The 19,446-nt window shown below is 51.2% G+C and carries 15 protein-coding genes; 12 read left to right on the top strand and 3 right to left on the bottom strand.

Annotation, left to right across the window (positions count from 1 at the left end; all coding sequences use genetic code 11):
- Window positions 1–7 precede the first annotated feature (7 nt).
- Entirely contained in the window at window positions 8–1,192 is a 1,185-nt protein-coding gene (locus ICC18_RS26375; protein ID WP_188177426.1) for a glycosyltransferase family 2 protein, read from the bottom strand.
- Between the two features lie 95 nt (window positions 1,193–1,287).
- On the opposite strand from ICC18_RS26375, the gene yyaC reads away from it, so the two are divergent.
- The 9 genes from yyaC (at window position 1,288) to ICC18_RS26420 (ending at window position 13,691) form a co-directional block, all read left to right on the top strand.
- A complete protein-coding gene (gene yyaC, locus ICC18_RS26380; RefSeq protein WP_188177427.1) occupies window positions 1,288–1,833 on the top strand; it encodes a spore protease YyaC in 546 nt (181 codons plus the stop codon).
- A 64-nt stretch (window positions 1,834–1,897) separates the two neighbouring features.
- A complete protein-coding gene (locus ICC18_RS26385; RefSeq protein ID WP_223192888.1) occupies window positions 1,898–3,667 on the top strand; it encodes an ABC transporter ATP-binding protein in 1,770 nt (589 codons plus the stop codon).
- A 233-nt stretch (window positions 3,668–3,900) separates the two neighbouring features.
- Window positions 3,901–4,197 carry a hypothetical protein gene (locus tag ICC18_RS26390; protein WP_188177429.1) on the top strand — a complete coding sequence of 99 codons (297 nt, stop codon included), beginning with the start codon at window positions 3,901–3,903 and terminating at the stop codon, window positions 4,195–4,197.
- Between the two features lie 295 nt (window positions 4,198–4,492).
- Entirely contained in the window at window positions 4,493–4,783 is a 291-nt protein-coding gene (locus ICC18_RS26395) for a hypothetical protein (protein ID WP_188177430.1), read from the top strand.
- Complete coding sequence (locus ICC18_RS26400) at window positions 4,783–5,418, top strand: HAD-IA family hydrolase (protein ID WP_188177431.1); 636 nt, start codon at window positions 4,783–4,785, stop codon at window positions 5,416–5,418. The genes ICC18_RS26395 and ICC18_RS26400 overlap by 1 nt, the downstream gene beginning before the upstream one ends.
- A gap of 72 nt (window positions 5,419–5,490) precedes the next feature.
- Window positions 5,491–6,096: an SAM-dependent methyltransferase gene (locus ICC18_RS26405; RefSeq protein WP_188177432.1), complete on the top strand. Its 606-nt coding sequence runs from the start codon at window positions 5,491–5,493 to the stop codon at window positions 6,094–6,096.
- 343 nt (window positions 6,097–6,439) lie between these two features.
- A complete protein-coding gene (locus tag ICC18_RS34480) occupies window positions 6,440–12,640 on the top strand; it encodes a rhamnogalacturonan lyase family protein (protein WP_282559210.1) in 6,201 nt (2,066 codons plus the stop codon).
- Between the two features lie 156 nt (window positions 12,641–12,796).
- A complete protein-coding gene (gene lspA / locus ICC18_RS26415) occupies window positions 12,797–13,246 on the top strand; it encodes a signal peptidase II (protein WP_188177433.1) in 450 nt (149 codons plus the stop codon).
- A gap of 100 nt (window positions 13,247–13,346) precedes the next feature.
- Window positions 13,347–13,691 carry a hypothetical protein gene (locus ICC18_RS26420; RefSeq protein WP_188177434.1) on the top strand — a complete coding sequence of 115 codons (345 nt, stop codon included), beginning with the start codon at window positions 13,347–13,349 and terminating at the stop codon, window positions 13,689–13,691.
- 464 nt (window positions 13,692–14,155) lie between these two features.
- Here the strand turns inward: ICC18_RS26420 and ICC18_RS26425 are convergent, their stop codons facing one another.
- Window positions 14,156–16,300: a DNA topoisomerase III gene (locus tag ICC18_RS26425; RefSeq protein WP_188177435.1), complete on the bottom strand. Its 2,145-nt coding sequence runs from the start codon at window positions 16,298–16,300 to the stop codon at window positions 14,156–14,158.
- 126 nt (window positions 16,301–16,426) lie between these two features.
- Window positions 16,427–17,197: a TSUP family transporter gene (locus tag ICC18_RS26430; RefSeq protein WP_188177436.1), complete on the bottom strand. Its 771-nt coding sequence runs from the start codon at window positions 17,195–17,197 to the stop codon at window positions 16,427–16,429.
- Between the two features lie 266 nt (window positions 17,198–17,463).
- On the opposite strand from ICC18_RS26430, the gene ICC18_RS26435 reads away from it, so the two are divergent.
- From ICC18_RS26435 to ICC18_RS26445, 3 genes are read left to right on the top strand one after another with little or no spacing between them, the layout of a single operon-like run.
- A complete protein-coding gene (locus ICC18_RS26435; RefSeq protein WP_188177437.1) occupies window positions 17,464–17,922 on the top strand; it encodes a VOC family protein in 459 nt (152 codons plus the stop codon).
- Window positions 17,923–17,944: 22 nt separating this feature from the next.
- Window positions 17,945–18,643: an SDR family oxidoreductase gene (locus ICC18_RS26440; RefSeq protein WP_188177438.1), complete on the top strand. Its 699-nt coding sequence runs from the start codon at window positions 17,945–17,947 to the stop codon at window positions 18,641–18,643.
- A 28-nt stretch (window positions 18,644–18,671) separates the two neighbouring features.
- On the top strand, window positions 18,672–19,331 hold the full coding sequence (locus ICC18_RS26445) for a ThuA domain-containing protein (protein WP_188177439.1): 660 nt from the start codon (window positions 18,672–18,674) through the stop codon (window positions 19,329–19,331).
- The last annotated feature ends 115 nt before the right edge of the window (window positions 19,332–19,446 follow it).

Here is a 19,446-nt window from a genome sequence, read left to right on the forward strand (position 1 = left end):
GCTGCGTTCATCCTTTCTCATCTTGCTTCTTCTTTAATTCGCGCAGTGAGTAGAACGTTCCTCTCCAATAGATGCCACCCTGTTTCCAGGTGAGCCAGACCGAGCGGACGACGGTATAAAGAAGAAGCGAAGCGCTTACCGGCAGCATGTAGGCTTCGATACCCCGTTTGCCCATAATCCTGTCGATCAGAACACGATACAGCCAGATTTGTAAAATGACCGAGACACTGAAAGCAATACCAGTCCAATCCCAAAGGAACAAAAGGCCAAGCCATGGGAAAATAAAGAAGAGCAGCTGTCCGATGCAAGCTAGCAGGGCAATCGTGAAGCTGTAATGAAATCCGGAGAACAGATTTTTCTCCAGTCCTTTGACGGCATCTATGAGCGACCGGTACCACTCCACCTGCAGGGTGTGCTTGCCTGACAGCACCTTTTGTCTGAAGCCCGTGCGTTTCAGGATGATGCCGAGCTGCAAGTCATCATCCGGGCGCAAGGCGATGGCCTTATGTGTGCCAATGGCTTCATAGGCACTGCGGCTCACCATGTTAAAGGCTCCGATACCGATGCCATGGCGGCGGGAACGGTCGATATTGGCACGCCATGGGCGAACGAACAGAGAAAAAGAAAAGAGAAAGAAATGAACAAAGCCTCTTAGCAGCGTGCCGCGGGCAATCATATTTGGCGTTAGCGTGAGGTGATGCACTTCATTTTCTTTCATATAGGCAACGGCATCGGAAATCGTTGCGGGCGAGAAAAGGATGTCCGCATCGGTGAAAAGCAAGTATTGTCCCCGGGCTTGTTGATACCCCTGGTAGAGGGCGTGATTCTTGCCTAGCCAACCATCGGGGAGATGGGTGATATGAATAATTTGCAGCGGAGTATGGATATCGCCCTTACGTTCCGACCATTTGCGCAGCTCCTCGAGCCGGACGCCAGTGGCGTCTTGCGATCTGTCATTGACCGCGATGATTTCCAGTCGCGGGTAATTTTGCGAGAGCAGGTGCCGAACCGTATCGAGAATGGTGCTCTCCTCTTCTTTGGCGGCAATGATGACGGAAACGAGAGGAGGCTTGTCCGGCTGCTTAATGGACCTGGGCAGCGCATGCATCAGATGTAAGCCCCGATAGGCTTCTATCGACATGAAAATCCAGTAGAGGAGGGTCAGGATCGCGATAATTCCGAGGGTGGACATGGTGCACCTCCTTGTGAAAGAATAGAAGTTGACCGCATTATATCATTCATCAGGAGCGAGGGGCAATTTTCTTGAAGCCTTGAAAAGGAGGGCATATGGGTGGACATCGGGCAGGGACGCAGGAACAATATTGGAGAAAAATAAATGGAGAACAGCTGGGGCTGTTTCTCTTAGAAATCGTGCAGGAGAAAGACATCAAGCCGGACACAGTGGCTTTTGTATGTATAGGAACGGATCGGTCGACGGGTGACTCGCTGGGTCCGCTTGTCGGTTCCAGACTCAAAGAGGCGGGATATCCTTACGTATTTGGCACGCTTGCGGCACCCTTCGATGCCAGTAATTTGGTCGAGCGATTGCAGGAAGTGCCGGAGGGGTGCGTAGTCATCGCGATTGACGCTTGCTTGGGACAAAAGCAATCCGTAGGCTTATACCAAGTATCAAATCAGCCGCTCGCGCCTGGTAAATCGCTAGGCAAAGTACTGCCGCAGGTTGGGGATTATACGATCGCTGCGATTGTAAATGCGGACGGTCCCAAGCAGTACGGAATTCTTCAAACGACGTCGCTTTACAGCGTGCTCAAAATGACGGACGAAGTGACGAAGGCGATTTTGCATGCTTTGCCAATATGGAGGGTGATGTAAGCGGCGTGGCAGCCGTTATTTGCATTTGCAGAAGGAGTAAAGACAGATGAGGTTATCCGACAGAATGAACAATCGCCCGAAGGCGAAATTAAAGGATGTATCGGTTCGTAGAATTTGGCGGCTGTTTCATGGATATTGGGGGCAGCTGCTAGCCATTATAGGACTTGCGCTGGTTGCTGCTGTAATTGGACTCATTCCGCCTTTAGTGATGAAAGAAATCATCGATAAGGCGATTCCGCAGGGGAGCATGCGGCTGCTCGCGGTAATGGCGCTGCTGATGATTTTGCTGCCGGTGCTGAGCGGTGTATTAGGGGTATGGCAAAATCATTTGAACACGAAAGTGACCCAAGGGGTTATTCGTGATCTGGGACAAACGCTTTATCATAATTTGCAGCGGCAATCGATGGCTTTTTTTACCGATGCGCGCTCTGGCGAGATTGTGCAGCGGATTACCGGGGATGTGCAGGCGGTTCAAAATGTGGTGACGTCCCTCGTCGTTTCGTCGATTACACAAATCGTCGTTGTGATGACGACCGTCTGTATTTTGTTCGCGCTGGACTGGAAGCTGGCGATTATATCGATGATCATTCTTCCGTTGTTCGTGCTGCCGGTAAAGAAAGTATCCAAGGTTCGCAAGCAGCTGCGCATGGAGACGCAAAAGGTACGCTCGGATATCGCTTCCCAGCTGGGCGAAAGCTTCGGCATTTCCGGCGCGCTGCTGACACGCATATTTGGTCGGGAGCGGCAGCAGGAAGCGGAGTTTACGGCCATGAACCAGAAGGTGATGGACCTTGAGCTGCGGCTGAATCTTGTAGGCCGCTGGTTCGGTATGGCGACGAATACGCTGGGGCCGTTAGGCACAGCGATTATTTATTTATACGGCGGCTACTCAGTCGTCACCGGAAGCATGACGCTCGGGGCCATCGTCGCTTTCGCGGCTTACCAAGGCCGCCTGTATATGCCTGTAGGTACGCTGCTGAATCTGCAGGTGGAGCTGGCAACGGCGCTGGGCGTGTTCCAGCGCATCTTCGAATACCAGGACATGGTCCCCGATGTCCTGGAAGCCCCTGACGCGCGGCCGCTGGCCCAGGTCGCGGGGCGTGTGACTTATAAGCAGGTTTCCTTTGCTTATAAGCCTGGGCAGTACGCGCTGCGGGATGTTACGTTCGACGCGCAGCCGGGCGAGATGATCGCGCTGGTCGGGCCGAGCGGCGCGGGGAAATCGACGCTGATCGGCATGATCGCGCGGCTGTACGATCCGACGGCGGGCGTCGTCGAAGTCGATGGGGTGAACGTACGCGATGTGCAGCTCGCCTCGCTGCGCTCGCAAATCGCGTACGTGACGCAGGAGTCGTTCCTGTTTCACGCGACGATCGGCGATAATTTGCGCTTCGCGAAGGCGGACGCGACGCTGGAAGAGATGGAGGCCGCGTGCCGCCAGGCCTACATCCACGACTTCATCGTGTCGCTCCCCGAAGGGTACGACACGATGGTGGGCGAGCGCGGCCACCGGCTCTCCGGCGGCGAGCGCCAGCGGATCGCGATCGCCCGCGCGATCCTGAAGCGCCCGCGCATCCTCATCCTCGATGAGGCGACCTCGCACCTGGACTCGGAATCCGAGTCCTATGTGCAGGTCGCTCTCGAGGAGCTGATGCAGGGGCGCACGACGCTCGTGATCGCGCACCGGCTCTCCACGGTGCTGGCCGCCGATCACATTCTGGTGATCGAAGCGGGCAGCGTCGTGGAGCGGGGCACGCACACCGAGCTGCTTGCGGTGGGCGGGCTGTATGCACGGCTGTACCGCACGCAGTTCGCAAAGGCGGTGGAGGTGTAGCGCACAACTGGCGTGAGCCCGTTGTCGCTCGGGCATACCACCGAGAAGCAAGCATCTGCGTCATGGATGGTGTTTCGCGTTAAAGTCCCCGCTTCGAGCAGGAGGCAAGGCAGATAACGCGGAAAAATCGGCTTTAACATACTGTGAGTGTTGCATGCAGCATCTTAATGATGCCTTAAAGTTGTTTTTCATCGCTAGAGACGCAAGGACTATGAGGAGCTACGTCATTAACGATGTTTTCCATTCTTGAAGCAGACCGGGGCTACACGCTTTTTATGCCCGCACTCACACTAGAGATTGGGCAATCCGAGGTTAAGCTTAACGAGGTCGGCTTTGACAAGTCACATGTACCGGAACATGTGAAAGAAGCGGCGCTCAGCAAGCTGCGGGTTGTGGCGGATTATTTGGAGCAGCACAGCCGCTCGCTGGCGTCCACAGAGGACGAAATGGTTGCGCTAGGTAAGCAAATGAAGCATATGAAGATTGGGAGCGAGCTGCTGAATGAAGGGCTTGTGCCTGACCCGATATAATAATACAGCTCCCAAAGGCGGACTTCCTGTTGATACAGGGAGCCCGTTTTTTTTACTTTTTATATCGATAATTCATGCCGTTTTGGATTAGAAGCAATGGCCGCGAAGGCGATCCGGTAAGCTACCCGACTTAAGAATAAGATTTTATGCGCGCCGATTTTTTTCCTTATTGTAGCAAATTTGGGCAGCTTGCCACAAAAAATATTCTCCCGTTTACAAAAAACTGTCATACACTTAATAATATGGCGATACACTTACTATTACACAAAATGTGCCGTAAGGAGTTGATAGGACAATGGCTCTAATTCCACATATCAATGTATGTAATGACGATAACGAAATTTACTGCTGTCTCCGTAATAAAATTGTGAAGCTGGATGCTCAGCAGCAGGAGCAGTTTTGCAGCGGCTGTAAAATGTATGCAGGCGATGCGGAAGGCTATGCTCAGGGTGTGACTTGTATCTGGGAGGATTTGCGGGATATCGGCAATCCCCATGTGGCCCTGGACCCGCTGGAGGAATTTGTCCGTAACCAAATCAAACAAGTGCCGCCCGAGGGTCCGGCCTTATTTTTATATTCATCCTAATGAAAAGACACATTCTGTTTGATTTCGATGGCACGTTGGTCGATTCCCGGGCATTGCTCGTTAAGCTCTATAATGAAATGGCGGCTGAGCACCGATTCCGCCCTATTCGCGATCAAGATCTTGCGCTTATGCGCTCGTTGTCTATCAGTGAACGAGTTGAAAGACTGGGTGTACCTGTTCTACAAATTCCTAAACTCGCCATGGCCGCCAGAATACGCTACCAGGAAAACATTCACACCTTGCGCATCGTTCCCGGCATGAAAGAAGTGCTGGCCCGGTTATCGGGACTGGGGCTGAAGAGCTCCATCCTCTCTTCGAATTCGGCGGGAAATATCCGGTTATTCCTCAAAAATAACAAGCTGGACGGTGCGTTCAGAGAAATCATTTCCTCCAAGCCTTTATTCGGCAAGCACCACTCCATTCGTAAAGTAATGAAGCAGTGGGGCGCTACTTCTTCGCAGATGATCTATATCGGCGATGAATTGCGGGATATTGAAGCTTGCAAAAAATTAGGCGTTCCGATCATCGCGGTGACCTGGGGCTATGACGCCATCGGCCTTCTGCGCAGCGGGAAACCCGACTATATGGCCAGCTCGCCGGCGGAGCTGTTAAAAATTCTCTTGACCTTGACGTGACGTCAAGGTTTATTTTGCTTGTAAGGGTTGCGCGCGCCTGATCCGACTAAAGCGAAAGCGAGGATGCAAGACATGGACAAAGAGCAGTTGCAGGAGCTTTATCAGCAAGAATCGTACTACTGGGGGAAGGAACCGAACAATCTGGTGAAATTAATTTCCCAATTCGGAGCGGCGGGCGGATTTGCCGTCGATCTGGGTGCAGGCGAAGGCAGGGACAGCGTGTATTTGGCGCACCAAGGGTATAACGTGCTTGCCGTAGACCTGGCACCGGCGGGGCTCGACAAAGTCCTGCGCTTGGCTAGTGAATTCGGCGTTTCTTTGGATGTGGAGGAAGGGGATATTAACGATTTCCAGCCAAGGCAGCCCGTTGATCTGCTTTATACGATTGGAGCGCTTCAGTATGTCCGGCCGGACAGAAGGGACGAGCAGTTCGCAAATTGGAAAGCGAATACCCGACCCGGCGGATTGCATGTGTTGTTTGCTTTCAACGAGCACCGCGAAGTAGCGATCGCTCCCGATTGGGGGCGCAATGAATTTTTATACGCACAAGGTGAATTGCAGGCATATTATGCCGATTGGGAACGGTTATATGTAGAAGAATATGTCTTCGATTGCCAATCCTCAGGCATTCCGCATCAACATGCTGCAACCGTGCTGATTGCACGAAAGCCTTTATAAGACTATGGCCCTTGGACACTCCGTGAATTCACTGTGGTGCCCAGGGGTTTTCTTTTGCATGGCGGCACTGCTCATCTCTGATTTTTGAACAAACAGGACGGTTAATTGAATGGGAAAAATAGACAGTTGGGTCTATGATCAGAACTATCCCGGTTATAAGGAGGTGTAAGACGATTGAAACAGGAGAGGAGGTACGATGATGACATGCAAAAGGGTATATGGGCCGACATTTATGAAAACGCATACATCAAACGGCAGGGCCATGGGGAGCGGCCTTATCTCGGTGCTCACTGGATGGAACAATCATAAATAGAGGGAGGCAAGACCGAAAGTGAGGATGAAAATGAAAAGAACGATGCTGATTGTGCTTAGCTTCATCATGCTATGTTACACGATTACGGCCGGTATTCCATTTACCTTGGTGCAATCACATGCGGCAAGTACTCAACAGACACTGAAGTTTGACTTCGGCACGGCGACGAGTCCGGTGATGGACGGCTTTATTCGCGTTCATGGGTCGCTTCTGTATACACCGGAACTGGGCTACGGGCTGACGGGAACCGTGAACACAAGATACCGTTCCGGGGTTGGCGATAATTTAACAGCGGACTTTTTTATTCCAGGCGCATCGAATCCTTATACATTCCTGGCAGATGTTCAAAATGGGGATTATGATGTAACGGTCTATTCCGGAGATCTTTTGGCCGGCACGTCGACGACGAAGACGACGGTTACGATTGAAGGACAGCTTATGGGAACGATTCAATCCCGGCAAGCCGTCAACTCCGCTACATATCGGGTCAAAGTGAACGATGGGCAAATGACGTTAGATTTCGGCAGTAATGGCTATGTCAACGGGGTGATTATTGAGCCTGTCGTCCAAGCTCCGCCTGCCGTTCCTGATGGACTTACCGTGACAAATGTTTCTGGGGCAGGCAGCAATCCGGCAGTAACCTTGCATTGGAACAGCGTTACGGATGCGGTTTATTACGACGTATTTCGTACAACTGTCGGCGAAGCCGTCTATGGTCAAATGGCCAGGGTAACGCAGCCGGATTACATTGACACGAACGTAACGATAGGCAGCAGCTACTCTTATCAAGTGGCGGCAGTGAGTGCTGCCGGTCTAGCTTCCGCGCTCAGCGAAGCTGTCGTAGCGGAGGTTAAGCAGACTCAAACCGTGCCTGCAGCACCGTCTAACTTGGCGGTAAGCAAGGTAGAGGTGCAAGGAATCAGTTTGCAGTGGTCTTCCGTCGAGGGAGCGATCGGCTATTTGATTTACCGTGCCGATGAGGCAAATGGCCCTTACGCGGAAATTGGAAATACCGGCTCCACTGCTTTCACCGATACGACTGCAGCAACCACCTCCATTCATTATTACCAGGTGAAGGCAACCAACAGTTTCGGCACTTCTGCCCCTTCGAATATGGCGGTAAGTACAGTGTATGTGCCGCCGCAGCCGCTTCCTGAAGGGGATACAATCAAATTTGACTTCGGGCCGGGCGCTTTGGCCGACGGTTATATCCGAGTATCGGCCGGTACCGCTTATTCGGCGCAGCTCAAGTATGGTTTTGTGAACCCTGCGTTGGTCGGTGAGGCAGATCGCGGTACGGCGGATCCGATCCGATCGGACTTTGCTTCGCCTTCCGGCACGTCCTTCAATGTGGATTTGCCGAACGGAGATTACTCTGTAGCGATTGTAGCCGGTGATGCTTCGGAAGCTACGGATGTGGCGATCAAGGCAGAGCTGATCCAAAAGGTGCCGCAAACCGCCAAATCTGCGGGTCAATTTGTGGAAACCTCTTTTGATATCGCGCTTGTAGACGGGCAATTAAACCTGGAATTCTCGGGATCGGCTCCGAAAATCAATGGTATTGTCATTTCGAAGCTGGCTGCCCGCCAGCAGGGAGAAATTCCTACGGTGTATATTGCCGGAGACTCCACGGTACAAACTTATGAAGATTACTGGAAGCCAGAGGCCGGATGGGGCCAAATGATTCCGCGCTATTTTACCGATCATGTGATGTTCTCGAACCGGGCTATCGGAGGTAGAAGCTCCAAGTCGTTTATTGTGGAAGAGCGTTTGGACGATATCTTGCGTACCATCAAGCCGGGTGACTACTTCTTCGTGCAATTCGGCCACAACGATGCGACCATAAGTGTTCCTGAGCGCTATGCCTCCGTACCGGATTACAAAAATTACTTGAAAACCTACGTTAACGGGGCGCGTCAACGCGGTGCGACGCCGGTTCTGGTCACGCCGGTGGGGCGTCGCGATTTCAATGCGGATACCGGTAAATTCAATGTCAGCTTTGCCGAATATGTAGCCGGTATGAAAGAAGTAGCCCAAGAGCTGAATGTGAAACTGGTCGATCTGAGCGCGCTCAGCGTAGCTTATTACGATTCGATCGGACCTGCTGCAACGCTTTCCGTGTTTCTCCATGTGCCGCCGGGCATTTATCAGGCGTTTCCGAACGGTTCGGCGGATAATACGCATTTCCAGGAGTACGGAGCGATTCAATTGGCAAGGCTGCTCTCCGGCGGAATTAAAGAGCTTGGATTGCCGATTTCCGCCTTTGTTAAAGATGTTGAGCTTCCGGCGGCGATTCCTGCCAAACCGACGGGACTGACTGCAGGCAGCGTTAGTAACGCAGGCGCAGTTCTCAAATGGGATGCTGTAGAAACTGCAGAAATTTACAAGATATACCGCAAGCTGTCGACGGATTCGACCTATGCATTGGTGGGTACGGCAACGGTACCGACGCTGAGCGTGGGCGGAATGAAGGAAGGACTGACGTACAACCTGCACGTGACGGCTGTAAACGGACGCGGTGAGTCTGAACCGTCGGATGATATCGCGGTGAAAACGAAATCGGCCGCATACAAATATGATTTCGGCCCGGTAGGAAGTCCGGTTGCTGACGGTTACACCGGTGTTAATCTGAATACGCTGTATACGCCCGAGCTCGGGTACGGCATTAAGTCGAACACAGGCATGATTACCCGTGACCGTGGTACGGGCGGCAGCGATCTGGTTCGGGATTGGCTCGGCTATTTCAACGCCGGCTGGGAGTTCATGGTCGATCTGCCGAATGGCACATACTCGGTAAAAGTTTATGTTGGAGATCTGTTAGGCTCCGCGAGAACTTCCGTTACGATCGACGGCAGAGACTTCGGTACCGTTGCGGCCGGCAAAAATACGATTGCAGAAGCCGTATTTAATCAGGTTCAAGTACGCGACGGCCAAATGAATCTGTTTTTCGGCGGCAGCACAGGCATTGCGAACGGACTTGAAATTACGCCGGTTTTACAAGCGCCTGCCGGGTTGAAACTGGATAGCCTTGAGTTGGAGCTGGATCAGCCGCAGGCGACCCTTTCCTGGAATGCGTCCGAGGATGCGGTGAAGTATAGGCTGTACCGCAAGGCTGAAGAAGCGACAAGCTCTACGCTGCTAGGAGAATTGGAAGGCACAACGTTTACGGACAGCACCATTGATGTGGGAATTCATTACATCTACACGGTTACCACCGTGGATACGACAGGATCGGAATCCGTTGCGTCGATGCCGCTCGCCGTATCGACGATAGACCCAAGCAAGCCGGCCCCTGCAGCGCCGACGGGTCTCGTTTATACAGCAGTCAACAAGAGGGATATAAGCTTGTCTTGGAACTTGGTGACGGATGCGAGATCGTATAATATTTATCGCGCCAAGAAAGCGGATGGAACGTTTGTTTTGGTTGGCACCTCCAGAACGGCGGCATTTACAGATACGACTGTCCTGACGACAGTTCCGTACTTTTATCAAGTTGCTGCTGTCAATGTAGGCGGTATTTCGCCAATGTCGGGCATTCTGGAAACGCCGGGTTCTACGAAGCTGGTCAGGCAAATGGAAAACATCGATCGTGCCGAAGTTGCGGTCAAGACGGACGCAGGCGTATATATCGGGTGGCGTTTACTTGGCATCGACTCGGCAACGATTGCATTTAATCTGTACCGGAACGGTCAAAAGCTTAACGAACAACCGATTACGGGAAGCACCAACTATGTGGATGCCGAAGGTACGGTGGAGTCGAGATATGAAGTTCGCACTGTAATCAACGGCGTAGAGGAGCCGTCCTACAGAATATTCAAAGCGTGGAATCAGCCTTATTTTGATATTCCGATTCAAAAGCCGGCCGGCGGGGTTACTCCTGCAGGGGAAGCTTACACATACAGCGCCAATGACGCAAGCGTTGGTGACCTTGACGGGGACGGCAAGTATGAAATCATTTTGAAATGGGATCCTTCGAATGCCCACGACAATTCGCAGTCAGGGTATACCGGCAACGTCTATATCGATGCTTATAAATTGGACGGTACGCGTCTGTGGAGAATCGATCTAGGAAAGAACATACGCGCCGGCGCACATTACACCCAGTTCATGGTGTATGATTTGGACGGCGACGGGAAGGCTGAGGTTGCCTTCAAGACAGCGGACGGCACCGTAGATGGAACAGGTGAGGTCATCGGCGATGCGAATGCGGATTATCGCAATGCCACCGGTTATATTTTGAGCGGTCCGGAGTTTCTCACGATCTTTAATGGGCTGACTGGTAAAGCTATGGCTACGACGGAGTACGATCCGCCTCGGGGCAATGTTGCAAGTTGGGGTGACAGCTATGGTAACCGTGTAGACCGCTTCAATGCTGCCATCGCCTATCTGGATGGAGAGAGACCTAGCCTGGTCATGGCGCGCGGGTATTATACGAGAACGGTGCTTGTCGCGTACGACTGGAGAGACGGCCAGCTGACCAAGCTGTGGAAATTCGATTCAAGCGAGCCCGGCTCTGCGGGATATGCCGGTCAAGGCAACCACGGCATCAGCATTGCAGATGTCGATAACGACGGCAAAGATGAAATCATCTACGGCGCTATGGCGCTTGATGATGACGGCACCGGCTTGTATACGACAGGACTGGGTCATGGCGACGCCATGCACGTGGGCGATTTGGATCCGGAGCGCCCGGGTCTCGAAGTATGGGCTGTGCATGAGCACTATCCGAGCCCGGCCGGTCATGAATTCCGCGATGCAGCCACCGGTGCGCTAATCTGGGGCGTTCCGACCAATTATGACGTCGGCAGGGGGATGTCGGGAGACATTGATCCGCGTTACAAAGGGGAAGAGTTCTGGGCGATAGGCGAGCCCGTCTGGAACAGCACAACAGGAGGCATCTACAATACTAAGGGCGAGAAACTTTCCAATTCAATTCCCGGTGCAAACTTCGGTATTTGGTGGGATGGAGACCTCCTGCGCGAGATCTTAGATCATAATTATGATGCTTCAATTGCTGCCGGTGTCGGCAAGATTGATAAATGGGACTACATGAACAATAAGCCGATCAATCTTTTGACGGCAACCGGTACTTACTCCAACAATACGACCAAGGGAACGCCGAGCCTTCAGGCCGACCTGTTCGGCGACTGGAGAGAGGAAGCGATGTGGAGAACGGAAGACAGCAGCGCACTCCGCATTTACACGACTACCGATTCTACCGAACATAGAATCTTCACCTTGATGCATGATCCTACGTACCGGTTAGGTGTAGCTTGGCAGAACATTTCTTACAATCAGCCGCCTCATCCCGGATTTTATTTGGGAGAAGGCATGACGATGCCGCCGGCGCCGAGTATTGCTGTTGTCGGTACGATTCCGCAACCAAAGCCGCCGGCGGATGCAACATTCGAAGCCAGCATCGCAGCGCCAACGAACAATGATGTCGTCGTCACGATTAACTATCCGGAAGATGCAGTCGTGAAGGAGTATAAGATTGGCGAAAACGGCACTTGGACGGTTTACACGGATCCAGTGATCATCACGGAAAATGCGACAGTTTATGCACGAGGAACCAATGCTGCTGGCCTCATGTCCAATGTAACCGACTATGTCGTAAGCAATATCGATAAGATCGCACCAGTAAGTGAAGCCTCTGTAAGCCCTGCTGCTCCTAACGGCAGCAATGGATGGCATACGTCGGATGTAACAGTAACCTTATCGGCAATAGATCATCTATCCGGTGTGGCGAAAACGGAATACCAAATAAATGACGGGGATTGGATCACTTATACGGGTACGATCCCAGCCTTCGAAGAAGGGATGTATAAGGTCGGTTATCGCAGCACGGATCATGCCGGCAACGTCGAGCAAATCAAAACGATCGAGTTTAAAATTGATAAAACGGTGCCGCTTCTAACCGTTCAATTAGATAAAACTTCGATATGGCCTCCAAATCACAAAATGATTGACATTAAAGCCACGCTGAATGCAAACGATGCGCTCTCAGGGGTAGCATCTGTGGTGTTGACTTCTATTACCATTAACGAGCCGGATAGCGGTCAAGGCGACATTCAAGCTAATTTGGGTACGGAGGCTGCAACATTCAGTTTACGTGCGGAAAGACTCGGTAATAAGTCGGGACGAATCTACACGATTACGTATACGGTTACCGACAAAGCAGGCAATCAATCCACCGCAGTAAGCACAGTCAGCGTACCGCATAATCAATAAGACTTCCGCGGAAAAGCCGCATCCGGTGCTTTTTTAGACTCGATGCGGCTTTTTTCCATTTCTCGCAGAGCCCATACGCTTGCTTACATTCGCAGTATTCGCACTCTGCTCTTTGGATCATGTAAAATAACAGTATGAAGGGAGTAGGTGAGTGCGATGTTATTCTATCTGATTATTGTCATTGTGACAGCAGCGGATCAATTGTCCAAATATGCCATTCGTTCTATGCTGCAGGTTGGTGAATCGATGCCGTTTTATAGAGATTTCCTTACATTCACGCATTATCAAAATACCGGTGCGGCCGGCAGCTCATTTCCGGGTTCGGCACGCTATTTAGGTGTTCTCGCAGTCATTTTTATCATCGTTGTCCTTTATTATCGGCAAAAGGGAAAGATACAAGGATTCTTGAAAGAAAGTGGAGCGGCCTTTTTCGTCGGTGGCGCGGTCGGTAATGGCGTAGACCGGTTGCTTTATGGAAAAGTAACGGATTTCCTCGTCTTTCGTTCCGGTAACGGAGTACTGAATCTCGCGGATTTAGCTATAAATCTGGGTGTATTGTTGATCGTTGCGGACTTGCTTGTCTCCTTGAGAGAAAGAAAAATGTGAGTCTCGGAACCTATATAGATAGATCAAAAGAACTAATTATGTTATTCTTCAGATAGATATATTTATCGACGAGTTTGACGTAATTAGGGAGATGGTTGGTTTGTCGGCACATAGACAAGATTTAATTGATGATTTTTTTGAGATGATTCGCAGTTTAAATCGTACCGGCATGGATATTATTCGGGTAAGAGACTTCTTCTGGAGAGCATCGGAGATCCGGACATTTATTCCTCCAACGGTGGAGTTTATGTCTGTACTTAAGACGTATAATGCAGTCTTGTTCCACGAATTCAGAACGTCGCTTGTTCCGAATTCAAGCATGCATCTGCTCGCAAGTGTCCATATGGAAGCGGGAGATGCGCTGATCAGCTTGGGCATCACGACGATCGAGGAGCTGGAGGTTGCGGTAAAAGGGATCGCGAGTTCAGGACGAGTATCATCTTGATTGGAGGAATCGTAAGACTTCCTTTTCGACGTAGTTCATCCCGGCAGTTTTCTCCGTTATTTCTTCAAAGTACCTCCCCATGAATTGCTGCAGCATTTGCTCGCACATGCGAGGCTTATCCTTCACATCGTCATAAGCAAAACGAAGAATCTTACATCCATCGATGACAAGATGATAAGTATTGGCAGGCTTATTGATGAAATTCATGCCTGACAACGAACAAAGGGCACTATTAACGATACATTTAGGCGTAATTTTCATTGAAAAACGGTAAGTATATATGGCTCAAGCGAACAAAGTTCTCTAATTTACGAACAAATGTTCGTTATATAGGGAACTTTGTTCGCTGTTACCATCCAATTCAGACTTTCTCACACTTTTAGCGTATCAAAGGTCTTTATTTGCTAATGCTGGGCGCTATTAAGTATGATGGGGCATTGGCAAATTAATTATGATATTGATTCTTAGTCTTTCTTCTCTTGCAGCGCAGCTTTGAGCTTATCAGCAAGACTGTTGCCCAGCGGCGCATTGTCTGAGAATTTCTCGATCAGCTGCCGGTTGGCCTTGGCCGAAGCGCGGCGACCGCTGGGAGCCTCTTGATCAAGCTTTTCGACCATGTTGCAAGGGCGGCATTGAAAATATTTGCCCGCTTTCCCTGTATGAATCTCCATTTTTTTGTGACATTGCGGGCATCGCCGGTTCGTCAGCTGTCCGTCCGCTTCACGTTTATACGAGCACTCTCTGCTGGAGCACACCAGGTAGCGGCCTCGCTTGCCCTTCACGTCCTGCAGGAACTCACCGCAGTCGGGGCATTTGCTCCCCGTCAGATTATGCGGTTTATACGCCGCCGAACTCGTTTTAATTTCTCTCACCAGCTCATCAGCTTTGGTGCGAATGCCGCTCAGGAATTGTTCCATGCTTCCCTTGCCTTTGGCAATCCGTTCCAGCTCAAGCTCCCAGCGGGCCGTAAGCTCCGGCGAACGCAGCTCTTCCGATGCCAGCTCAATAAGCTGGGCGCCTTTGCCTGTCGGTATCAAAAGGGAACCCTGACGCTCAATTGTGTCGGAAGATACCAGCTTTTCAATAATATCAGCACGCGTTGCGGGAGTTCCGAGATTATGCTTCTCCATCTGCGATAGCAGAGAAGCCTCTGTGTAACGGGCCGGCGGCTTCGTTTGGCGGCTCAATTGCCGGCCGTTCTTGACGGTTACGGCGTCCATCGCCTTGGCCGGCGGCAGCAATTGGGACGCTTCTTCATCGGAAGCATCCGTTTCGTCACGGTCCGGATCCGAGAAGTCGGCTGTTCCATAGACTTCCTTCCACCCGGCCTGCTTAATGACTTTGCCTGAAGCGTAAAGCTTCTCACCTGCTATTTCCACTGTTAGCTTGGTCTCATCATAACGGCACGGTCCATAAAAGAGAGCAAGGAACCTCTTCACGATAAGGTCGTACAAGCGGCGTTCGTCTGCACTCAAAGTAGCCAGCGAAATGGCTTCGCCCGTCGGGATAATCGCGTGGTGGTCGCTCACTTTGCTATCGTCGACAATGCGTTTCGTAATCGTGAGCGGCTTCCGCATAAAAGGTGCGGCAAGCGCCGCATACGGACCAATTGCTGCGCCCTTAAGCCTGCCCGGCAAAGTGGCGACCATATCGGAGGTCAAATACCGCGAATCGGTTCGCGGGTAGGTGACCAGTTTATACTGCTCATACAACCGCTGGAGCACATTGGACGTCTGTTTGGCCGAGAAGCCGAATTTGCGGTTCGCGTCCCGCTGCAGCTCGGTCAGATCGTAGGCTAGCGGGTGCGGGATTTGCTTCTCGGTTTGTTGAACCTGAGTAATCTTGCCGCTTTGGCCTTGCAGCTTTGCTTTCAGCGCATCCGCGCGCGCACGGTCGAAAATGCGGGTATCTCCCGTCTTCGGGTCCCGCCAGGTCGCGCGGAAAGATCCAAGATCAGCCTCGATGATCCAGTAATCGACGGAGCGGAAATCGCGAATCTCCTTTTCGCGATTCATCATCATCGCCAGCGTGGGCGTCTGCACGCGCCCTGCGGACAAAGACGCGCCGAACTTGCTCGTCAGCGCGCGCGTTACATTGAGGCCGATCAGCCAATCGGCCTCGGAACGGCAAACGGCTGCCTGATACAGCCGGTTATAATCCGTGCCCGGCTTCAGCTGCGCGAAGCCGTCGCGAATCGCCTGATCCGTCTGCGACGAGATCCAAAGCCGCTTAAACGGCTTTTCCCAACGGATCAGCTCCATGATCCAGCGCGCGACGAGCTCGCCTTCGCGCCCGGCGTCGGTCGCAATGACCAGCTCCGCGAGGTCATTACGACGGCTGAGCTGCTCAATCGCACGGTACTGATGCGACGTCTCTTTAATGACCTTGAGCTTCATGCGCTCAGGAATGATCGGCAAATCTTCAAGACTCCATGTTTTGTATTTGGCATCGTAATCATCGGGCTCGGCAAGGGTAACGAGATGGCCAAGCGCCCAAGTGACGACATATTTGGGACCTTCATAATGATGTTTTTGTTTTTGCGTGCAGCCAAGGACGCGGGCAATTTCTTTGGCGACGCTTGGTTTTTCGGTGAGTACTAATATTTTCATACTGCCAGCTACCTCATTTCAGAGTTCTTTTCCATAAAAATCATAAGTTAAGTTTAACACAGCGATAAGCGTCAAAAAAACGGCCCGTCTGCAACCAGGCAAACAGAGCCGTAAATCGGTAAGCATTCATACATGAAAAAGCAACGTCCATACTTGCTTGCCGATCAGCAGGACCGTGACAAGAATGAAGAGTGGCTTCACGAAGGTGCTGCCTTTGCGGATAGCCACTTGCGAGCCGATGAGTGCGCCAAAGACCATAGCGATTCCCATAGGCAGGCCATAATACCAATTGACGGATTTCATTAGGAAAAAGGTGCCGAGACTCGCCACATTACTTGCCAGGTTCAAGACTTTGGCATTAGCGGAGGCTCCGACAAAATCAAAGCCGACCATTAAGAATAGGAAGATGAGAAAGGATCCTGCGCCAGGGCCAAAAAATCCATCATAAAAGCCGATAGCCAACGCGCCAATGATTAACAGCGGGACCGTTTTCTTTGTCATCCCTCCGTATGTGGAGGTGGCTCCCCAGTTTTTCTTGGTGAGTGTATAAATGGTCACGGCGACCAGCATGCAGACAACGAGCGGTTTGAGAAAATCGGAAGGAATCTGCTTCACGGTATATGTACCTAAGATCGCACCTATAAAGGAAAGCGGGAAAAGCCAGGCAGCGAGCCGCATGTTCACTTTTTTGGACAGCAAAAAAGAACTGGTGCTGGTCAGCGATGACATCGTACCGCCAAGCTTGTTTGTTCCCAGACCGTACACAGGAGGAAGTCCGGCAAAGAGCAGAGCAGGCAGGGAAATCAGCCCGCCTCCCCCGACGACAGAATCGATGAAGGCCGCTAGGAATCCGGCCCCGATCAAAAATAGAAGCATTTCTAGACTTGGATATTCCATGGTGTTGGCTCCTTACCAGCGACATATGCATAATACAAGTTAGCATAAGCGATATAAGCCTGCTTTTCAACGACAAATGTTGACATGAAAGATTCTATATGCGTTGGGAAACAGCGTTGACTGCAATTTTTTCCAGAAGTATAATAATGCTATGAACGCGCGTTCACTAAATTATTGGATGCGCTTTCTTCCTGGCATAACGCAACGTAGTTTACAGCGCGATGATTCGATGTTTGTCAGAGAATCTTGCAAAGGAAGATGGAGCAATGGACAAAAACGTACTAGGAACGAATATTATCGCCCAAATCGGACTGCTGGTACATGATATTGAGGCGACAAGCAGGGCTTACGCCGACTTTTTCGGTATGGAGAAGCCCCAATGGTTCTGGACGGATGCGGTTGATAAAGCGCAGACGCAGTATAAGGGAGAAATAACGGAAGGCAGATGCAAACTGGCTTTTTTCAATATGGGATCTTTGCAGCTGGAATTGATTGAGCCTGACGATAAGCCGAGCGTGTGGCGCGAATGTCTGGATAGAGACGGCGAAGGCTTTCACCATATTGCGTTCATAATTGAAGGCATGCAGGAGAAAATCAGCATGATGGAACGCGGAGGTATGCCGCTTCTGCAAAAAGGCGAGTACACCGGGGGGCGTTATGCGTACCTGGATACAATTCCACAGCTGAAAGTGATGTTGGAATTGCTGGAGAACGACAAAAAGTAATACGGATTTGCAGGAGGTAAGCATGAATGTACTTATAACAGGAGCCAATCGCGGCCTTGGTTATGCGTTAGCCGAGTTGGGCGCAGAACGCGGGTTTGCTATTTATGCAGGTGTCCGGAGACTGGAACGTGCGCAGCAACTTCAAGATTTGAACAAACGCTATGCAGGGCGTGTACAGCCGGTAGCACTCGATGTGACGCAGGAATCTTCCATTGCAGCAGCTGCGAATGCGCTGCGTTCGCAAGGCGTAATGCTGGATGCCGTCGTGAACAATGCAGCCGTTCTCTTAGGACGATCGGTTCAAATAGAAGAGCTTGAGCTTGCCGATCTGATCGATTCATTCACCGCTAATTTATTTGGCCCGATGATGGTAATCAAACACTTTCTTCCGCTCGTAGCCAAAGGCCCGCAAGCCACGTTGGTCAATATAAGTTCCGAAGCGGGCAGCATGGCCGGCGCATACGGGGGAGATTATCCCTACGCGCTGTCCAAAGCTTCTCTTAACTATTTCTCCTTGCAGCTAAAGCAATATGTGAAGGATGCGGGCGTGCATGTTTATGCGGTGCATCCCGGCTGGATTCAAACCGACATGGGAGGAAGCGCGGCCCCGGGGGATCCTAATGTCTCGGCGAAAGGCATTCTGGATGTTATTGAGCGAAAAATAATGATCGGGCACGAAGCAGTCTTCATCGATCATAACGGTCAGCCTATGGCGCTTTGAATGTCGTGGATAAGAAGGAGGCAGACAGATGAAACGGGTTGTTGCCGTTGCGGGCGATTATTATCATCCACAGCAACTGATTCAGCAGACATTGCTTACTGCCATGAATGCGGATATTGCAGACCGCTCCATGCATATCGACTTCTGCGAAACCGAACATTTGGTGAAAGTTCTGCAAGAGCTGCCGGATGCCGTCATTCTTTTTAAAGAGGATCGTATCAACCCGCAGGATGATCAAGTCAGTACTTGGATGACCGAGGAGATTGCGGCGGCGATCGTTCGTTATGTGAAGGAAGGCGGAGGCTGGCTTGCATGGCATTCGGGTCTTGCCTCTTATTCAGTCGATGGTGCATATACGACTATGCTGCGCGGCTATTTCAACTACCATCCGGAACAGCACAGTGAGGTTACTTACTCTATCCTGGAAGATGGGGAGGCCAACCCAATACGTAAGTTTTCATTCATGGATGAACATTATTTCGTTCATTGTGATCAAGAACGAACCGAAGTCTTTCTGAAATCGGAGTCGAAAGACGGTCAAGCTGTCGCCGGTTGGCGGCATGAAGAAGGCAGCGGCAGAGTATGTTGCCTGACCCCGGCGCATACAGCGGCCGGTTTAAGCAATGCGGAAATGCTGGATCAATTGGCTTCATGCATACGGTGGTGCTGCAACAGCAATCATAAATGATTTCTTTCAATATCCCTTGGGAAGCTGCGATGAATAACGATCGCTTTCCAAGGGATGTTTTCGTTCATGGGTTCTAATAGGAAAAAGAAGATATATGTCGAAAAAAGTGGGTTTT

Source organism: Paenibacillus sedimenti, assembly GCF_014534655.1.
Classification (GTDB): Bacteria; Bacillota; Bacilli; order Paenibacillales; family NBRC-103111; genus Paenibacillus_E; species Paenibacillus_E sedimenti.